General features: G+C 73.8%; 15 protein-coding genes and 1 pseudogene. 10 read left to right on the top strand and 6 right to left on the bottom strand.

What is annotated here, in order from left to right:
- Positions 1-608: 608 nt before the first annotated feature.
- Positions 609-1,175: a dienelactone hydrolase family protein gene (locus O7597_RS24245; protein ID WP_269742722.1), complete on the bottom strand. Its 567-nt coding sequence runs from the start codon at positions 1,173-1,175 to the stop codon at positions 609-611.
- A 151-nt stretch (positions 1,176-1,326) separates the two neighbouring features.
- A pseudogene (paaI, locus tag O7597_RS24240) lies at positions 1,327-1,689 on the bottom strand (hydroxyphenylacetyl-CoA thioesterase PaaI); the annotation flags it as partial.
- A gap of 326 nt (positions 1,690-2,015) precedes the next feature.
- Between paaI and O7597_RS24235 the strand changes: the two are divergent.
- Positions 2,016-2,774, top strand: coding sequence for a class I SAM-dependent methyltransferase (locus tag O7597_RS24235; protein ID WP_281580825.1), 759 nt, complete (start codon positions 2,016-2,018; stop codon positions 2,772-2,774).
- Between the two features lie 36 nt (positions 2,775-2,810).
- Positions 2,811-3,521: an MBL fold metallo-hydrolase gene (locus O7597_RS24230; protein WP_281580824.1), complete on the top strand. Its 711-nt coding sequence runs from the start codon at positions 2,811-2,813 to the stop codon at positions 3,519-3,521.
- A gap of 19 nt (positions 3,522-3,540) precedes the next feature.
- On the opposite strand, the gene O7597_RS24225 is transcribed toward O7597_RS24230, so the two are convergent.
- Both O7597_RS24225 and O7597_RS24220 read right to left on the bottom strand, forming a co-directional pair.
- Entirely contained in the window at positions 3,541-3,876 is a 336-nt protein-coding gene (locus O7597_RS24225) for a hypothetical protein (RefSeq protein WP_281583313.1), read from the bottom strand.
- A 120-nt stretch (positions 3,877-3,996) separates the two neighbouring features.
- Positions 3,997-5,259 carry an MFS transporter gene (locus tag O7597_RS24220; protein WP_281583312.1) on the bottom strand — a complete coding sequence of 421 codons (1,263 nt, stop codon included), beginning with the start codon at positions 5,257-5,259 and terminating at the stop codon, positions 3,997-3,999.
- A gap of 154 nt (positions 5,260-5,413) precedes the next feature.
- On the opposite strand from O7597_RS24220, the gene O7597_RS24215 reads away from it, so the two are divergent.
- Positions 5,414-6,397, top strand: a complete 984-nt coding sequence (locus O7597_RS24215; protein ID WP_281580823.1) for a LacI family DNA-binding transcriptional regulator — start codon at positions 5,414-5,416, stop codon at positions 6,395-6,397.
- A gap of 18 nt (positions 6,398-6,415) precedes the next feature.
- Here the strand turns inward: O7597_RS24215 and O7597_RS24210 are convergent, their stop codons facing one another.
- Positions 6,416-7,042 carry a TetR/AcrR family transcriptional regulator gene (locus tag O7597_RS24210; RefSeq protein ID WP_281580822.1) on the bottom strand — a complete coding sequence of 209 codons (627 nt, stop codon included), beginning with the start codon at positions 7,040-7,042 and terminating at the stop codon, positions 6,416-6,418.
- A 67-nt stretch (positions 7,043-7,109) separates the two neighbouring features.
- Between O7597_RS24210 and O7597_RS24205 the strand changes: the two genes are divergently transcribed.
- The 7 genes from O7597_RS24205 (at position 7,110) to O7597_RS24175 (ending at position 12,732) form a co-directional block, all read left to right on the top strand.
- Positions 7,110-8,267 carry an FAD-dependent monooxygenase gene (locus O7597_RS24205; RefSeq protein ID WP_281580821.1) on the top strand — a complete coding sequence of 386 codons (1,158 nt, stop codon included), beginning with the start codon at positions 7,110-7,112 and terminating at the stop codon, positions 8,265-8,267.
- A 168-nt stretch (positions 8,268-8,435) separates the two neighbouring features.
- Positions 8,436-9,257, top strand: a complete 822-nt coding sequence (locus tag O7597_RS24200; RefSeq protein ID WP_281580820.1) for a DUF3153 domain-containing protein — start codon at positions 8,436-8,438, stop codon at positions 9,255-9,257.
- 81 nt (positions 9,258-9,338) lie between these two features.
- Positions 9,339-9,674 (top strand): hypothetical protein, encoded by a 336-nt coding sequence (locus O7597_RS24195; protein WP_164450182.1) that lies wholly within the window; start codon positions 9,339-9,341, stop codon positions 9,672-9,674.
- 12 nt (positions 9,675-9,686) lie between these two features.
- Positions 9,687-10,295, top strand: a complete 609-nt coding sequence (locus O7597_RS24190; RefSeq protein WP_281580819.1) for a glycine zipper family protein — start codon at positions 9,687-9,689, stop codon at positions 10,293-10,295.
- Complete coding sequence (locus tag O7597_RS24185) at positions 10,292-10,984, top strand: carboxypeptidase regulatory-like domain-containing protein (protein ID WP_281580818.1); 693 nt, start codon at positions 10,292-10,294, stop codon at positions 10,982-10,984. Before O7597_RS24190 ends, O7597_RS24185 begins: the two co-directional genes overlap by 4 nt.
- Before the next feature lie 31 nt (positions 10,985-11,015).
- Positions 11,016-12,251 carry a phage tail sheath subtilisin-like domain-containing protein gene (locus tag O7597_RS24180; protein WP_269741018.1) on the top strand — a complete coding sequence of 412 codons (1,236 nt, stop codon included), beginning with the start codon at positions 11,016-11,018 and terminating at the stop codon, positions 12,249-12,251.
- Between the two features lies 1 nt (position 12,252).
- Positions 12,253-12,732 carry a phage tail protein gene (locus tag O7597_RS24175; protein WP_093402636.1) on the top strand — a complete coding sequence of 160 codons (480 nt, stop codon included), beginning with the start codon at positions 12,253-12,255 and terminating at the stop codon, positions 12,730-12,732.
- 310 nt (positions 12,733-13,042) lie between these two features.
- Here O7597_RS24175 and O7597_RS24170 read toward each other — a convergent pair whose 3' ends face one another.
- Positions 13,043-13,249, bottom strand: a complete 207-nt coding sequence (locus O7597_RS24170; protein WP_269741017.1) for a hypothetical protein — start codon at positions 13,247-13,249, stop codon at positions 13,043-13,045.
- Positions 13,250-13,264 lie beyond the last annotated feature (15 nt).

The following is a 13,264-nucleotide window of genomic DNA, read 5'->3' as shown; positions in this document are numbered from 1 at the left end:
TGACTACCCGGCTGATCGCCGTGACCGCTGGCAACCCGGGGCGTGCGGTGGCCTACGTCCGCATGCTCACCGCGCTGGCCGGATTCGGTCGGCCGGGCCGGTTCGGGGCGGACAGCGACCTGGCCGCGCTACCCGTACCGGAGGGCGTCCGTCGGGTCGTCGAGGCCCGGCTGGACCGGCTCGGCGGTGGTGCGCGTGCGGTCCTGATGGCCACCGCGCTGCTGCCGGGACGCACGGTGGCGGAACTGGCCGAGGTCCTTGACTGGCCGGCTGCCCGGGCGGCGACGGAGCTGGCCGCCCTGACCCGCGACGGCCTGCTGCTCACCCGGCCGGCCGGCGGCTACGAGGTGGCCGACCCGGTGGTGCGGCAGGTCGCCCGGGCCCGGCTGCCCCGAGCCGTGCGCGCCGCCTTCGCCCGGCGGGCCGCGCGAGGCGCGGCGACGAGCGCGGCGGGCCCGGACCATCTCGACCCGGACCGCGCGGCCGGCACCGTGCCGGCGACCCGCGTGCCGCGCCACCGGGAGTCGCCTCCGGCGCGCCGGGCCGGGATGCCGGCCCCGACCAGCGGTCCCGTCGCGCGCTTCGGTTGCCGGCCCCGGACGGTCAGGTCAGCGTCGGGCGAGGAAGGCCGTGACCCGGTCCCAGGTCAGCGCCGCGGCGGCCGGGTCATGGTCGGCGACGGTCGGGTCGGTGAAGAGGTGCCCCACCCCGGGATACCGGTGGGCGACGAGATCCGCTCCGGCCGTGGTCATCTCCCGCTGCCACGCCTCGACCTCGTCGGGCGGGTCGTAGACATCCGGGTCGGCCAGGTGCAACTGCACCCGCAGGCCCGGCCGGACCGCCGCCGGGGACCCTCCGGTGCCGTGCAGCAACAGCAGGCCGGCGGCCGCTGGTCGTTCGGCGAGCAGCGCGCCAGCGACCCCGGCACCCATCGAGAAACCGGCGAGCACGGTGTCGGGCGGCAGGCCGTCGAGCGCCGCGCGTGCCCGGTCCAGCACGGTCTGCTGGCCGATCCGTTCCAACAACGCGAATCCCTCCGCCACGGAGTTAACGGCGGGCACGCCGTACAGGTCGGGCGCGTGCACCTGGTGGCCGGCGGCGCGCAGCCGGTCGGCGGCCGCCAGCACCGCCGGTCGCAGCCCGTACACGGAGTGGAAGAGCACGACATGTCCCATCGGGACATCGTGCCCGACCCCGGCGCCCCCGGCGGGTCGGCGCGCTCGGGTGCCGTACCGGGCGGCCGGCTCAGCGGCGCTGGTCGGCTGCCGGCGCTCGGTCCCGCTCCCCCGGTTCCGGTGCGCCACCGTCGGGATCAGGCATCGGCCGCAGCGTCCGGCTCTGGCCGCGGAACTCCGCGACCACCTCCCCGTCCGCCCGGCACACGGTGACGTCGTAGATGCCGCTGCGGCCGTACCGGGTGCGCTCGCTGGCCCGGGCGACGAGTACGTCTCCCCGCCGGGCCGGGCGGACGAAGGTGATGTCGGCGCCGGCGGCGACGGTCACCGGACCGTGGCTGTTGCAGGCCAGCGCGAACGCGGTGTCGGCCAGCAGGAAGACGAAACCGCCGTGCGCGATGCGGTGTCCGTTGACCATGTCGTCGGTGATCCGCATCCGGGCCACCGCCGTGCCGTCGGCGGCGCTGAGCAGCTCGATGCCGAGCCGGTTGGAGGCCACGTCGGCGTCGAACATCTCGTGCGCGGCGGTGCGCTGTGGTTCCACCTGGTGTCCAGTCCGTTCCGGCCGGGCGCCTCGCCCTCGCTCAGGAAAATCATGGCAGCACCGGTCGGTGCGGTCTCCCGCGGGCCCGCCCGAGCGGAGGCGGCTGCCGGTCCAGGTCGACGACGGCGTCGCGGGTCGTCCGGTCCTGCGGCGCGGGTGCCGGCCGAGGCGCGACCGGGCCGGACCGTTGTCCCGGTCCGACCCGATCCGATCATCGCTCCGCCATTCTCTCGCAGTTGCAAAAGGTTGGCAACAAGGCTGGACAGGTTGGTCGTTCCGTAACTAGCGTGCTGGTCATGAGTCCTTACATCAGCAATGTCGCCGCCTGGCAGGAAAGTTGGGACCGCCAGCAGGAGGCGTACCTGCCCGACCGCGAGCACCGGTTCGCCACCATGCTCGACGCCGTCGACGCCGTCCGCGAGGCCACCCCACCCCGGCTGCTGGACCTGGCCGGCGGCACCGGCACCATCTCCCTGCGGGCCCTGCGCCGCTTCCCCGACGCCGAGGTCACCCTGGTCGACCTCGACCCCGCGCTGCTCGCCCTCGCCACCGCCTCCCTCGACGACCGGGCCAACATCGTCGCGGCCGATCTCAGTCGGCCGGACTGGACCACGGCTCTGCCGCACCAGCGCTACGACGCCGTGCTCACCGCGACCGCCCTGCACTGGCTGCCGGCGGAACGGTTGCGCGCCCTCTACCCGGAGATCCACGACCTGCTCCGACCGGGCGGTGTGTTCGTCAACGCCGATCACATGCCCGACGACGGTCTGCCCGAGTTGACCAAGCGGCTGCTCGCCCGCGCCGAGGAACACCGCGCGGCCCGGTACGCCGCCGGTGCCGTGCTGTCCTGGTCGCAGTGGTGGGAACAGGCCGGGCAGGACCCGAACCTGGCTCCGCTGGTGCGGCAGCGGCACGCCATCTACCCGACCGGGCACAGCCCGGAGTGGACGCCGCCGATCTCCTGGCACCTCACCGCCCTCGCTGACGCCGGCTTCACCGAGGTCGGCACCCTCTGGCGCGGCGCCGCCGACGCCGCCGTCATCGCCGTCCGCTGACCCCCACGGCAGGGGGGTGGGGGCTAGGGTGCGGTGATGGTGGTGGCGTTCGAACATCTCGCGGGGCGGGTGTGGCTCTGTCCGGGGGATCCTGATCCGGACCTGGTGCAGGCGGGCGTCGCGGTGATCGCCGACGAGCGGGGCAGCGTGCTCGTGGATGCCGGGCAGAGCCCGTCGCACGCCCGCGAGATCCAGGCGGCGCTCCGGGCCGCCGGCCTACCGGCACCCCGCTGGCTGGTCTACACCCACCACCACTGGGATCACGTCTGGGGTGCCTGCGCCTGGCCGGACGTGGAGATCGTCGGGCACGTCAGCGGTGCCGAACTGCTGCGCGCCGAGTCGAACCGGCCGTGGAGCGTGCGGTACCTGCGCGAGGAGGTGCTGCGCAACCGCCGGCTCGGGCCCAGCTTCCGGGCCCGCGCGCTCGCCGTGGACTCCTGGGACGAACTGCGGGTGCTGCCCCCGACCCGGGTCTTCGTCGACGAGCTGGAGCTGCCGACCGGCGTCCTGGTACGCCACGTCGGCGGCCGGCACGCCCCGGACTCCACGATCGTGGTGGTACCCGATTCGGGGGTGATGCTGCTCGGTGACAGCTGGTATCCGCCGCCGGCGCACCTACGTACGCCGGCGGACGAACCGGATCTCGCGCTGGTCGGCCGGCTGCTCGACGACGACATCGGCTGGTACGTCTCCAGCCACAGCCCACCACTGACCCTCGACGAGGCCCGGGCGGCTATCGCCTACTGAACCGAGCCGCGCGAGCCGCTCAGCGGGCGCGGCGCTCCGGATGGGCCCGGTTCCAGGCCCGCATCCGATCCGGGTAGCCGACCTTGGTGGCCTCGTAGAGCGGAACGGCGTGTTTGCGGGCCAGGGCACCGGCGGCGCGCGGCGTGCCGGTGCGGCGGCGGATCCACTCCCCGTCGTGGGCGATGGCCATCACGGTGGTGTCGGTGGCGGTGGTCTCCGGCTCCAGGTAGAACTCCACCCCCTGCCGGCTGGTGGCGAACTGCTCCAGCGCGGCGAGGTCCTTGGGGGTGGCCTCGCGGTCGAGTTTCGTCGGGGTGCCCTGCGCGGCTCGTGACCGCCGGCTGAACCAGCCCATGCCCGGCTCCTCTCCTCGGCGTGCCTCCCAGTTCACCACCGTCACCTGGCAGATCCCTGTGAGCCGGCTGCGAATCCCCGGCGCGTGGCACCACCCGACGGCCTGCCGGGCGACGTCCCGCTACCCGGTCGGCTCCGCCGAGCCCGCCCGCGCCGGCGCCCCCGTGCCGCCGGCGACGGGCGGGCGGGCCGCCGGGACCAGCAGCAGGGTCGGCAGCAGCAGCAGCGGTACCACGAGCAGCGCCCGCAGCGTGCCCACCTGGTCACCGAGCAGGCCCAGCAGCGGTGGCCCGGCCAGGAACGCCGTGTAACCGATCACCGCGACCACGCTGACCCGTACGTGCGCGTGCTCCTCCTCGTCGGCGGCGGCGCTCATCCCCACCGGGAAGCCGAGCGAGGCACCGATCCCCCACAGCGCGACGCCGACCACGGCCACCGGACCGGAGCCGGCGAGCACCGCCAGGCCGGCGCCGACGATGGCGAGCAGGATGGTCGTGGTCAGCACCGGCCCCCGCCCCCAGCGGTCCAGCGCGACCGTGCCGACGGTGCGGCCCAGCGTCATGCCGACCACGAAGACGCCGAAGACCGCCGCGCCGGCCGCCTCGCTGAAGCCGTAGCCGTCGACGAAGGCCACCGCCAGCCAGTCGTTGGCGCTGCCCTCGGCGAACGCCGCCGCCAGCACCAGCAGGCCGATGAGCAGGGTGCGTGGCTCCCGCCAGGCGGCCAGCAGCCGACGACGCCCGGTCGAGGCGCCGGCCGTGTCCGGCTCGACCGGCAGGAACGCGCGGGCCCCGAGCAGCGTGCCGCCGAGCACCAGGGCGGCCAGCACACCGAGGTGCACGGCGACCGGGACACCCAGGCGGGCGGCCCCCGCGCCGAGGCCCGCGCCGGCCACCGAGCCGAGGCTCCAGGCGGCGTGGAAGCGTGGCATCACCGTCCAGCCGAGTCGCCGTTCGACCGCCGCGCCCTCGACGTTCATCGCCACGTCACAGGTTCCCGAGCCGTAGCCGAGGGCGAACAGACCCACCGCCACTCCCGGTAGCGACACGGCCACCCCCGCCGAGAATCCGGCGATGATCAGCCCGAGCGCGACGAGCAGGGTGGACGCCGCCACGGCCCGGGCCGCGCCGAGGCGCTGGGCGACCAGGCCGGCGGTGGGCATGGCGAGGATCGCCCCGAGAGACAGGGCGAGCAGCAGCAGGCCGAGCCGCCCCGGGCTGAGGCCGAGGCCGTCGCGGATCGCCGGCACCCTGGCGAACCAGGTGGCGACGGCCAGTCCGTTGAGGGCGAACACGACGGCCACCCCGTTACGGGCGGCCAGTACGGCGCCCGACGGGCCGGGGTTGGTCGGCGGGGTGGCGGGGGTGGTGACGGCGGGATCCACGTACTTTCCGGTCCTCTCCTCGGACAGTACGACGATCACACACCTGGGAGCGCTACCACCACAATCCGCCTCCGGTCCTTACCAGCAGCCGTCGGGCACGGCATGATGCTGGTGGGCGCCCAGGCGGGCGCGAGCAACAACGGGGAGAACGATCATGACGACGGCAGCGCGCCGCCCGGCGACCCTGGACGACGTGGCCCGGGCCGCCGGGGTGTCCCGTTCGACGGCGTCCCGGGTCCTCGCCGGAAACGGCTTCGCGTCACCGACCGCCCGGGAGCGGGTACGCACCGCCGTGAACCTGCTCGGCTACGTGCCGAACCCGGCGGCGCGGGCGCTGGTGCACGGTTCCGGTGTACGGCTGCTGATCGCGGTGGCGGGCACCGACCCGGCCGTCCTCGACGACCCCTACGTCGACCAGGCCGTCGCTGCGGTGGCCCGGGCCTGCACGCCGCACGGTCTGGGCGTCGCCGTGCAGTGGATCCCGCTGGGGGAACCGCAGCGGCTGACCCGGTTGACCGACGACCGGGGCGTGGCCGGCCTGGTCCTGCTCAACACGACACCGGCGCTGCTGGACCTGGTGCCGCGCCGGCTGGCTGGCCGGGCCGTGTCGATCGGGATCGGTTCGGCCAGCGTGCCGTCGGTGGACATCGACAACGGCGGCGGCACCACGGCGATCGTCCGCCACCTGTACGACAGCGGCCGGCGGCGGATCGCCATGGTCACCGGCCCTCGCTGGCTGGCCTGCGCGAACCGCTCCGTACGGGCGTACCGGGCGCTGGTGCACGAGGCCGGCCTGCCGGCCCGGGAGGTGGTCGGCGACTTCAGCGCGACCCGGGGGTACGCCGCCGCCCGGGAGGTGCTGCGACGCTGGCCGGACACCGACGCGATCGTCGGGATCAGCGACGCGACCGCGCTCGGGGTGATCGGCCGGCTGCGCGCCGACGGCATCCGGGTGCCCGACGATGTCGCGGTGACCGGCTTCGACGACATCCCGCTGGCCGCCACGGTGGCGCTCACCACGGCCAGTCACCCGGTACGGCAGATCATCACCGCGGCCGCGACGATGGTGCTGGAACAACGCTCGGCACCGGAGACGACGGTCTTCCCGTCGACTCTCGTGGTACGCGGCAGTGCCTGAGTTCCACCCGTCGTCCGCTCAGCCGACGAGGGCGCGCAGCAGGTCACGGACCGCCTCGGTCAGATCGGCACGACTGGCCGGCGTGCCGGGTGCCGGCGCGCTGAGCGCACCGGCGCCGACGAGCCGGTCGAACAGCAGGCCGTCGACGAAGGCGACGAACCGGTGACCCCGGCGGCGGGGGTCCGGGGCACCGGCGCGGGTGAGCAGGTCTTCGGCCTGGGCCCGCAGCACCACTCCGTGTTCCAGGATGGTCCGCAGTTGCGGTCGATGCACCGCCTCCAGCAGGCAGGCGTACCGGGCCAGGGTGCGTGTTCGGGCGGCGGAGAGCCAGTGGTCGAGCACCCCGGCGATACCGGCGGCGAGCCGGTCGAGGTCCGTCGGGGACAGCGGCGGTCCCGTCGGCACCGACGGCGCCCCGCCGGGTAGGTCGTGGCCGGCGATGTCGGCGCGGTCCAGGTCCGCGAGACGCCGCACCACCGCCTCGATCAACGCCTGCCGGGTACGTAGGTACGCCGAGGTGGTTCCCGTGGGCATCCCGGCGCGCACGTCCACCGCCCGGTGGGTCAGGCCCCGCATGCCGCTCTCGGCGATCAGCGCGATGGCGGCGTCGGCCAGTACCGCGACCCGCTTCTCCCGCCCACCCAACCGGTGCCTCCCGCCATGGTTCTACGGATGTAGTATGCCCTTCTACAGGCGTAGAAAGGTGGTCGCCGTGACGGAGAGACATGCGGTCGTGGCCGGCGCCGGCATCGGTGGCCTGGCCGCCGCGCTCGCCCTGCACCGGCGGGGCTGGCGGGTCACCGTGCTGGAGCAGGCCCCGCAGCCGCGTGAGGTCGGCGCGGGAATCACGCTGATGGCGAACGCGGTACGCGGGCTGGACACCCTCGGCCTCGGCACCGAGGTACTCCGGTTGGGGCGCGACGGGGCCACCGGCGGGCTGCGCACCGCCGACGGGCGCTGGCTGTCCCGGGTGGACGCGGCCGAGCTGGAACGGGTTCTCGGCACCACCGCGCTCGGCATCCACCGGGGCGCCCTGCACCGGGCGCTGCGCGAGGCGCTGCCGGCCGAGGCGCTGTGGACCGGTTGCGCGGTGTCAGACGTCGACCCGGCCAGCGGCACGGTGCGCTACCAGCGCGGCGGTGCGTCGGCCGAGCTGTCCGCCGAGCTGGTGGTCGGCGCCGACGGGCTGCGCAGCACGCTGCGTACCCGGCTCTGGCCGGACAGTCCGCCACCGGCGTACTCGGGCTCCACCGCCTGGCGGGCCGCGATCACCTTCGACGGGCCGGTCCCCGCGGCGGTCAGCTGGGGGCCGGGCAGCGAGTTCGGCATGGTCCCGCTCGGCGACGGCCAGGTCTACTGGTACGCGGCGATCACCGCCCCGCCCGGCGGGCACGCCGCCGACGAGCTGGCCGAGGTACGCGAACGCTTCGGCCACTGGCACGACCCGGTACCGGCGCTGCTCGCCGCCACCGGAGCTGACGACGTGCTGCGCAACGACCTGTACCACCTGGCCAGGCCGCTACCGCACTACGTGCGCGGCCGGGTGGCCCTGCTCGGCGACGCGGCGCACGCGATGACCCCGCATCTGGGGCAGGGCGCCTGCCAGGCGATCGAGGACGCGGTCACCCTCGGTGCGGTGGCCGGCCCGGCGGTCGACGTTGCGGCGGCGCTGCGCGCGTACGACCGGCTGCGCCGGCCCCGCAGCCAGGCCGTCGCCCGCGCGGCCGCCCGTACCGCGCGGTTCGGCCAGGAACTGCGCCACCCGGCGGCCATCGCGGTACGCAACGCGATGCTGCGCCTGACGCCGGGCCGGATGGCGCTGCGGGGCATGGCCCGCCACGCCGACTGGCAGCCACCACGACCCGCCTGACACCGGAGCGACGCGACTCGATCAAGTAATTGTGGTCAACCTTTCAGAATATCCATTCTGTCGGTTCGTGACCTCGGCCGAATGTGACGGGATCCCGGTAAGATCGGCGACTGGCATGTGACTGATCGCTGACTGATGACTCGGACGGCGAGAGCACACACTGAGCCCATGAATTCGAGGCTCAGTCGCTTCAGCGCACTCCGCGGCGCGGCGTGCCTCGTGCTGGTGGCGGCCCTTTCCGGCTGCATGCAGCTCAATGCCGGGCTGACCGTCAACGCCGACGACACGGTCACCGGGCAACTTCTGCTCACCGCCGAGCGGAACGTCCTGACCTTGAACAACAGGCCGGTCGAGGCGGGCTTCGCGGAGTTGCGGCAGAACATACCGGCGCTACCCGCCGGACCGGAGACCCGATACGAGGACGACACCCACTTCGGATCTCTGATCGACTACCGGAACGTTCCGTTGCACCAATTCGACAGCGAAAGCCTGAGCATCGTCCGCACCGACGACCGGTACGTGTTCACCCTTCCGCTGGACCCGAAGAAGTACGGCGGGAAAGTGGCCGAACAGGACCCCAAGAATCAAGAACGATTCATGTTGTTGATGTCGTTCGAGATAGCGGTGACGTTTCCCGGCCGCGTCCTGGACGCGAGCACCGGCGGTCAGGTCAACGACCGTACCGTCACCTGGCGGGTCAATCGCAACGAGCAGAAGCCCGCCGAGCTGCGCGCCGTCGCCGAGGCGCCACCGCGACCGTCCTCGGCGGCGGGTGCGGACTCCGGCGGCGGGCTCCCCTGGCTGCTGATCGGTGTCGGGGCCGTGGTGCTGCTGCTCGTCGCGGTGCTCGTCGTGGTCCTGCTCCGCCGCTCCGTGGCCGGCGGTCCGCCGCCCGACGGTCCGCCGCCCGACGGCGGCACACCACCGGTCGGCGGTCCCCCACCGGTCACGCCGGCCACCACGAATCCCGGCCCGCCGGACGCCGGCTGACGACCGCCGGCCGCCGCCGTCGAGGACGGCGGCTCACCCACACCCCACCCGGCAGTACGCAACACCGAAGGGGGATCGGCGATGAACGATCTCTTCACCTGGGCGGCCCTGGGCAGCCTCACCGGCGCCAGCGCCGCGACGCTGCTCACCACCAACGTCATCGGCGGACTCATCGGCCCCAGCGCCGACAAGGCCCGCAAGTGGATCGCGCTGGGCATCGCGCTCGCGCTGTCGTACCTCACCGCCGCCTTCGCCACCGACGCGGGCGCCGAGAAATGGATCATCGCGTTCTTCAACGGCCTGGTCATCTTCTCCGCCGCGCTGGGCATCAACCAGCTGCCGCCGGGCAACCGGCAGGCCACGCCGATCCAGCTGGCGCAGGGCAACGAGCCGCGGTTCATCCGCTCCTGGGCCTGAGGGGAGCCGGAGATGGTCTTCGGAATCCTCAGCGCCGCCGTGCACGTCGCCACGGGCGCCGTACTCGGCCAACTCCTCGGCGGTGGCGTCGGGGTGCTCATCGGCGCGGGCATCGGTCTGCTCGTCGGCACGGTCTTCGGCTGGGCCGTCGCCGCGGCCGAGGTCTACGCGGCCAGCCCGCGCGGGGTGTTCCTCTTCATCGTGGATCACACCTGGAGCCTGCTGAACACCCTCGTCGGCGCGATCTATCTGGCTCTGCACCTGGTGTCCGGTCACTCGCTGGACCGGGCCACCTCCCGGCACAGCTGCCGGGTGAACGTGGTCGAAGGGGTCTCCCCGCGCTACGCCACCACGCTCGGCACGGTCTGCGCCGGCTCCGGTCCCGGTATCCAGCGACACGAGGACGTGCACATCTTCCAGGCCCGGCTGCTCGGTCCGCTGTACATCCCGCTGGTCGTGGCCAACTACGTGCTGTTCACCATCGCGCCGGTCTGGCTGCTCTACCACGACCACACCGGCGCACCGATCAACCGCTTCACCCGGTACTTCGAGATCGGCGTCTACCCGCACGTGTGGAACGAGGCCATCGCGTACCGGATCCAGGGGACGCCGCCGCGATGACCGACGACGGTCCGATCAGCGCGGCCACCGCCGAGGTGGCGGCGTGGTTGACCGGGACGGTGGGAGACACCGTCCCGGTCGGCCCGCCACGACCCGACGCCGACCCGGGCCGGTTGACCCTGTGGCCGCTGGAGATCCGGCCGGCCCGGCAGACCCGAGGCACCGGCAGCGGACCCGAACCGTACCGGTTCACGGTGCGCTACCTGCTGGCCGCCGGTGGCCCGGAGTCCCTGGCCACACTGGACCGGGTGCTCGTCGCGGCCACCGCGGCGGACGGTCGCACGCTGGTGCTGGAGGCCGGCGACCCGGCACTGTGGGCGGCCTTCGGCACGCCGCCCCGGCCGGCCGTGCTCATCGACGTACCGGTGCAGATCACCCCGTCGACCCGACCGGCCCCACCCGTCCTGCGACCGCTGCGGCTGCGGCAGCTGGAGATGGTGTCCCTCGACGGACGCGTCGTCGGTCCGGCCGAGCAGCCCCTCGCGTCCATGCGGGTCGAGGTCGTCGGCCAGCCGAACGCGACACGGACCGACTCGGCCGGACGTTTCCGGCTCGTCGGCGTCCCCCACGACCCGGACCGGCCGGCACCGGTCCGGCTGCGCCTCACCGGTCGGGGGCAGGTGCTCACCGCCGAGGTCGACCCGGCCGAACCCGACATCGTCATCGTCTGCGCGCCACCGACACCCTGATCCGCCGACCCGACCCGCACGGGAGGAACCGATGCCCACCTACTTCTCGCCCGGCATCTACGTCGAGGAGGTGCCAAGTGGTGCCCGGCCGATCGGACCGGTCGGCACCAGCACGGCGGCCTTCGTCGGCGTCGCGCCGGACCGCACCGCCCATCTCGGTGCGGCGCTCGCGGTGAACAACTGGACCGACTTCCTCCGCCTGTACGCCGACGGCGACCAGTTGGAGAGCACCCCGCTGGCCCGGGCCGTCTTCGGTTTCCTGGACAACGGCGGCACCCGCTGCTGGGTGGTGAACGTCGGCGAAGGCGGTGCCGTCTCCGGCACCGGCCGCAAGCGTGCCGGCCTGGACCTGCTGGAAGCGGTCGACGAGATCTCCATCCTGGCCGCGCCCGGCTTCCACGACCCGGTCTCCCACGAGGCGCTGCTGAGCATGGCCGAGCGCACCCGCACCATGGTCGCCATCTGCGACCCGGCACCCGACATCGACGACATCTCCACCCTCACCCGGGTCGCCACGCCCGGTTCGGGCCGCCCAGCGAAACCGGCGGACACCGGCGATCCGGCCGCCGCCAGTGGATCCGCCGGTGGGGGCGGTCCGGTGGCGCACCGTCCCCGGCAGTCCGACTTCGGTGCCCTCTACTACCCGTGGCTGCGGGTCCGTGACCCGCTCAGCGGCGAGTTGGTGCTCACCCCGCCGAGCGGGCACGTGGCGGGCATCTGGGCCCGTACCGACGCCCTGCGCGGGGTACACAAGGCACCGGCGAACGAGCCGGTACGCGGCGCGGTGGACCTGGGCCACCTGGTCACCCGGGCCGAGCACGACGTGCTGAACCCCAAGGGCGTCAACGTCATCCGCTACTTCCCCGGGGAGGGCATCCGGGTCTGGGGCGCCCGCACCCTCGCCGCCGAGGCCAGCGAGTGGCGTTACCTCAACGTCCGGCGGCTCTCCATCGCCATCGAGCAGGCCATCGCCAACGGCACCCGGTGGATGGTGTTCGAGCCGAACGACTACACGCTGTGGCGGTCCATCCGGCGGGACATCGGCGCCTTCCTCACCCGGGTGTGGCGCGACGGGGCGCTGCTGGGACGCACGCCGGAGGAGGCGTTCTTCGTCAAGTGCGACGAGGAGACCAACCCGGCCGACGTCCGGGACGCCGGGATGGTGGTCGCCCACATCGGCATCGCCGTGGTCAAGCCCGCCGAGTTCGTGGTGTTCAAGCTGAGCCAGTGGGCCGGCGGCACCGAGACCGAGACGATTGGAGGCTGACATGCCGACCACGGCCACCCCCCAGCCGGGCACCCCGGTCGACCCGTACCGGGCGTACAACTTCAAGCTGTTGGTTAACGGGGTGACGAACGGCCACTTCACCGAGGTCAGCGGCCTGGAGGTGAACATCCCGGCGGTGCCGTACCGGGAGCAGGGCAACGACCGGATCCGGATGGTCCCGGGCCAGGTGGAGTACGGGCCGGTCACCCTGCACTTCGGCCTCACCGCGTCGCGGGAGCTGTGGGACTGGGTGCACGCGGTCGCCCGAGGCACGGTCAGCCGCCGCAACGTCTCGGTGGTGCTGCTCGACGCCGCCGGCACGGCGGAGGTGCTGCGCTGGAACCTGATCAACGCGTGGCCGACCAACTGGCGCGGCGCCCACCTGAACACGCTCGGGCAGGAGATCGCCATCGCGGCGCTGACGCTGCGCTACGAGAGCCTGGAACTGGAGGCCGGCGGTGCCGCGCCGACACCCGCGTAACTGGCTCGCCGACCGGCTGCGGTCCGCGGCGGCCACCGTGGACCGCCTCGCCGGTGCGCTCGACTCCCCCACCCCGCCGGCTGACGCCGCCGCCTCACCGACTGGCGCTACCGTGCGGCCGGCCAGCTCGCCGGGGCCGTCGGGCGGCAGCTCCGGCACGGTCGAGGGTGTGTTCGCGACCGCCAACGGCCCCTGGGATCACCGGCCCCGGCGACCGGGTCAGCCGCCCGCGCACTGGCTGCGGGTCGTCACCGCCCACGCCCCCGGCCTGCTGCGGGACCTGGCCCTCGACCCGTCGCCGGACGCCGGGTCAGCGCCGGTCGGTGCGTACCACCATGAGCCGGGCCACCACGAACCGGGCGGCGACGGCCGGCCGGACGTCGATCCCCCCGGCCCGCCGGGCGGGGGTGGTGCCGAGGGTCCGGAGCACCGACCTGTGCTGTCGCTCGGCGCGGCCGGCCGGTACGTCCAGCGTCCCGACGCGACGGCCGATCCAGCCCCGGCCATCGACGCGCACCCCCGCTCGACGGCA

The sequence above is a fragment of the Verrucosispora sp. WMMC514 genome (genome assembly GCF_027497295.1).
Lineage (GTDB): Bacteria > Actinomycetota > Actinomycetes > Mycobacteriales > Micromonosporaceae > Micromonospora > Micromonospora palythoicola.
This window is presented reverse-complemented; position numbering and strand designations above follow the sequence as displayed.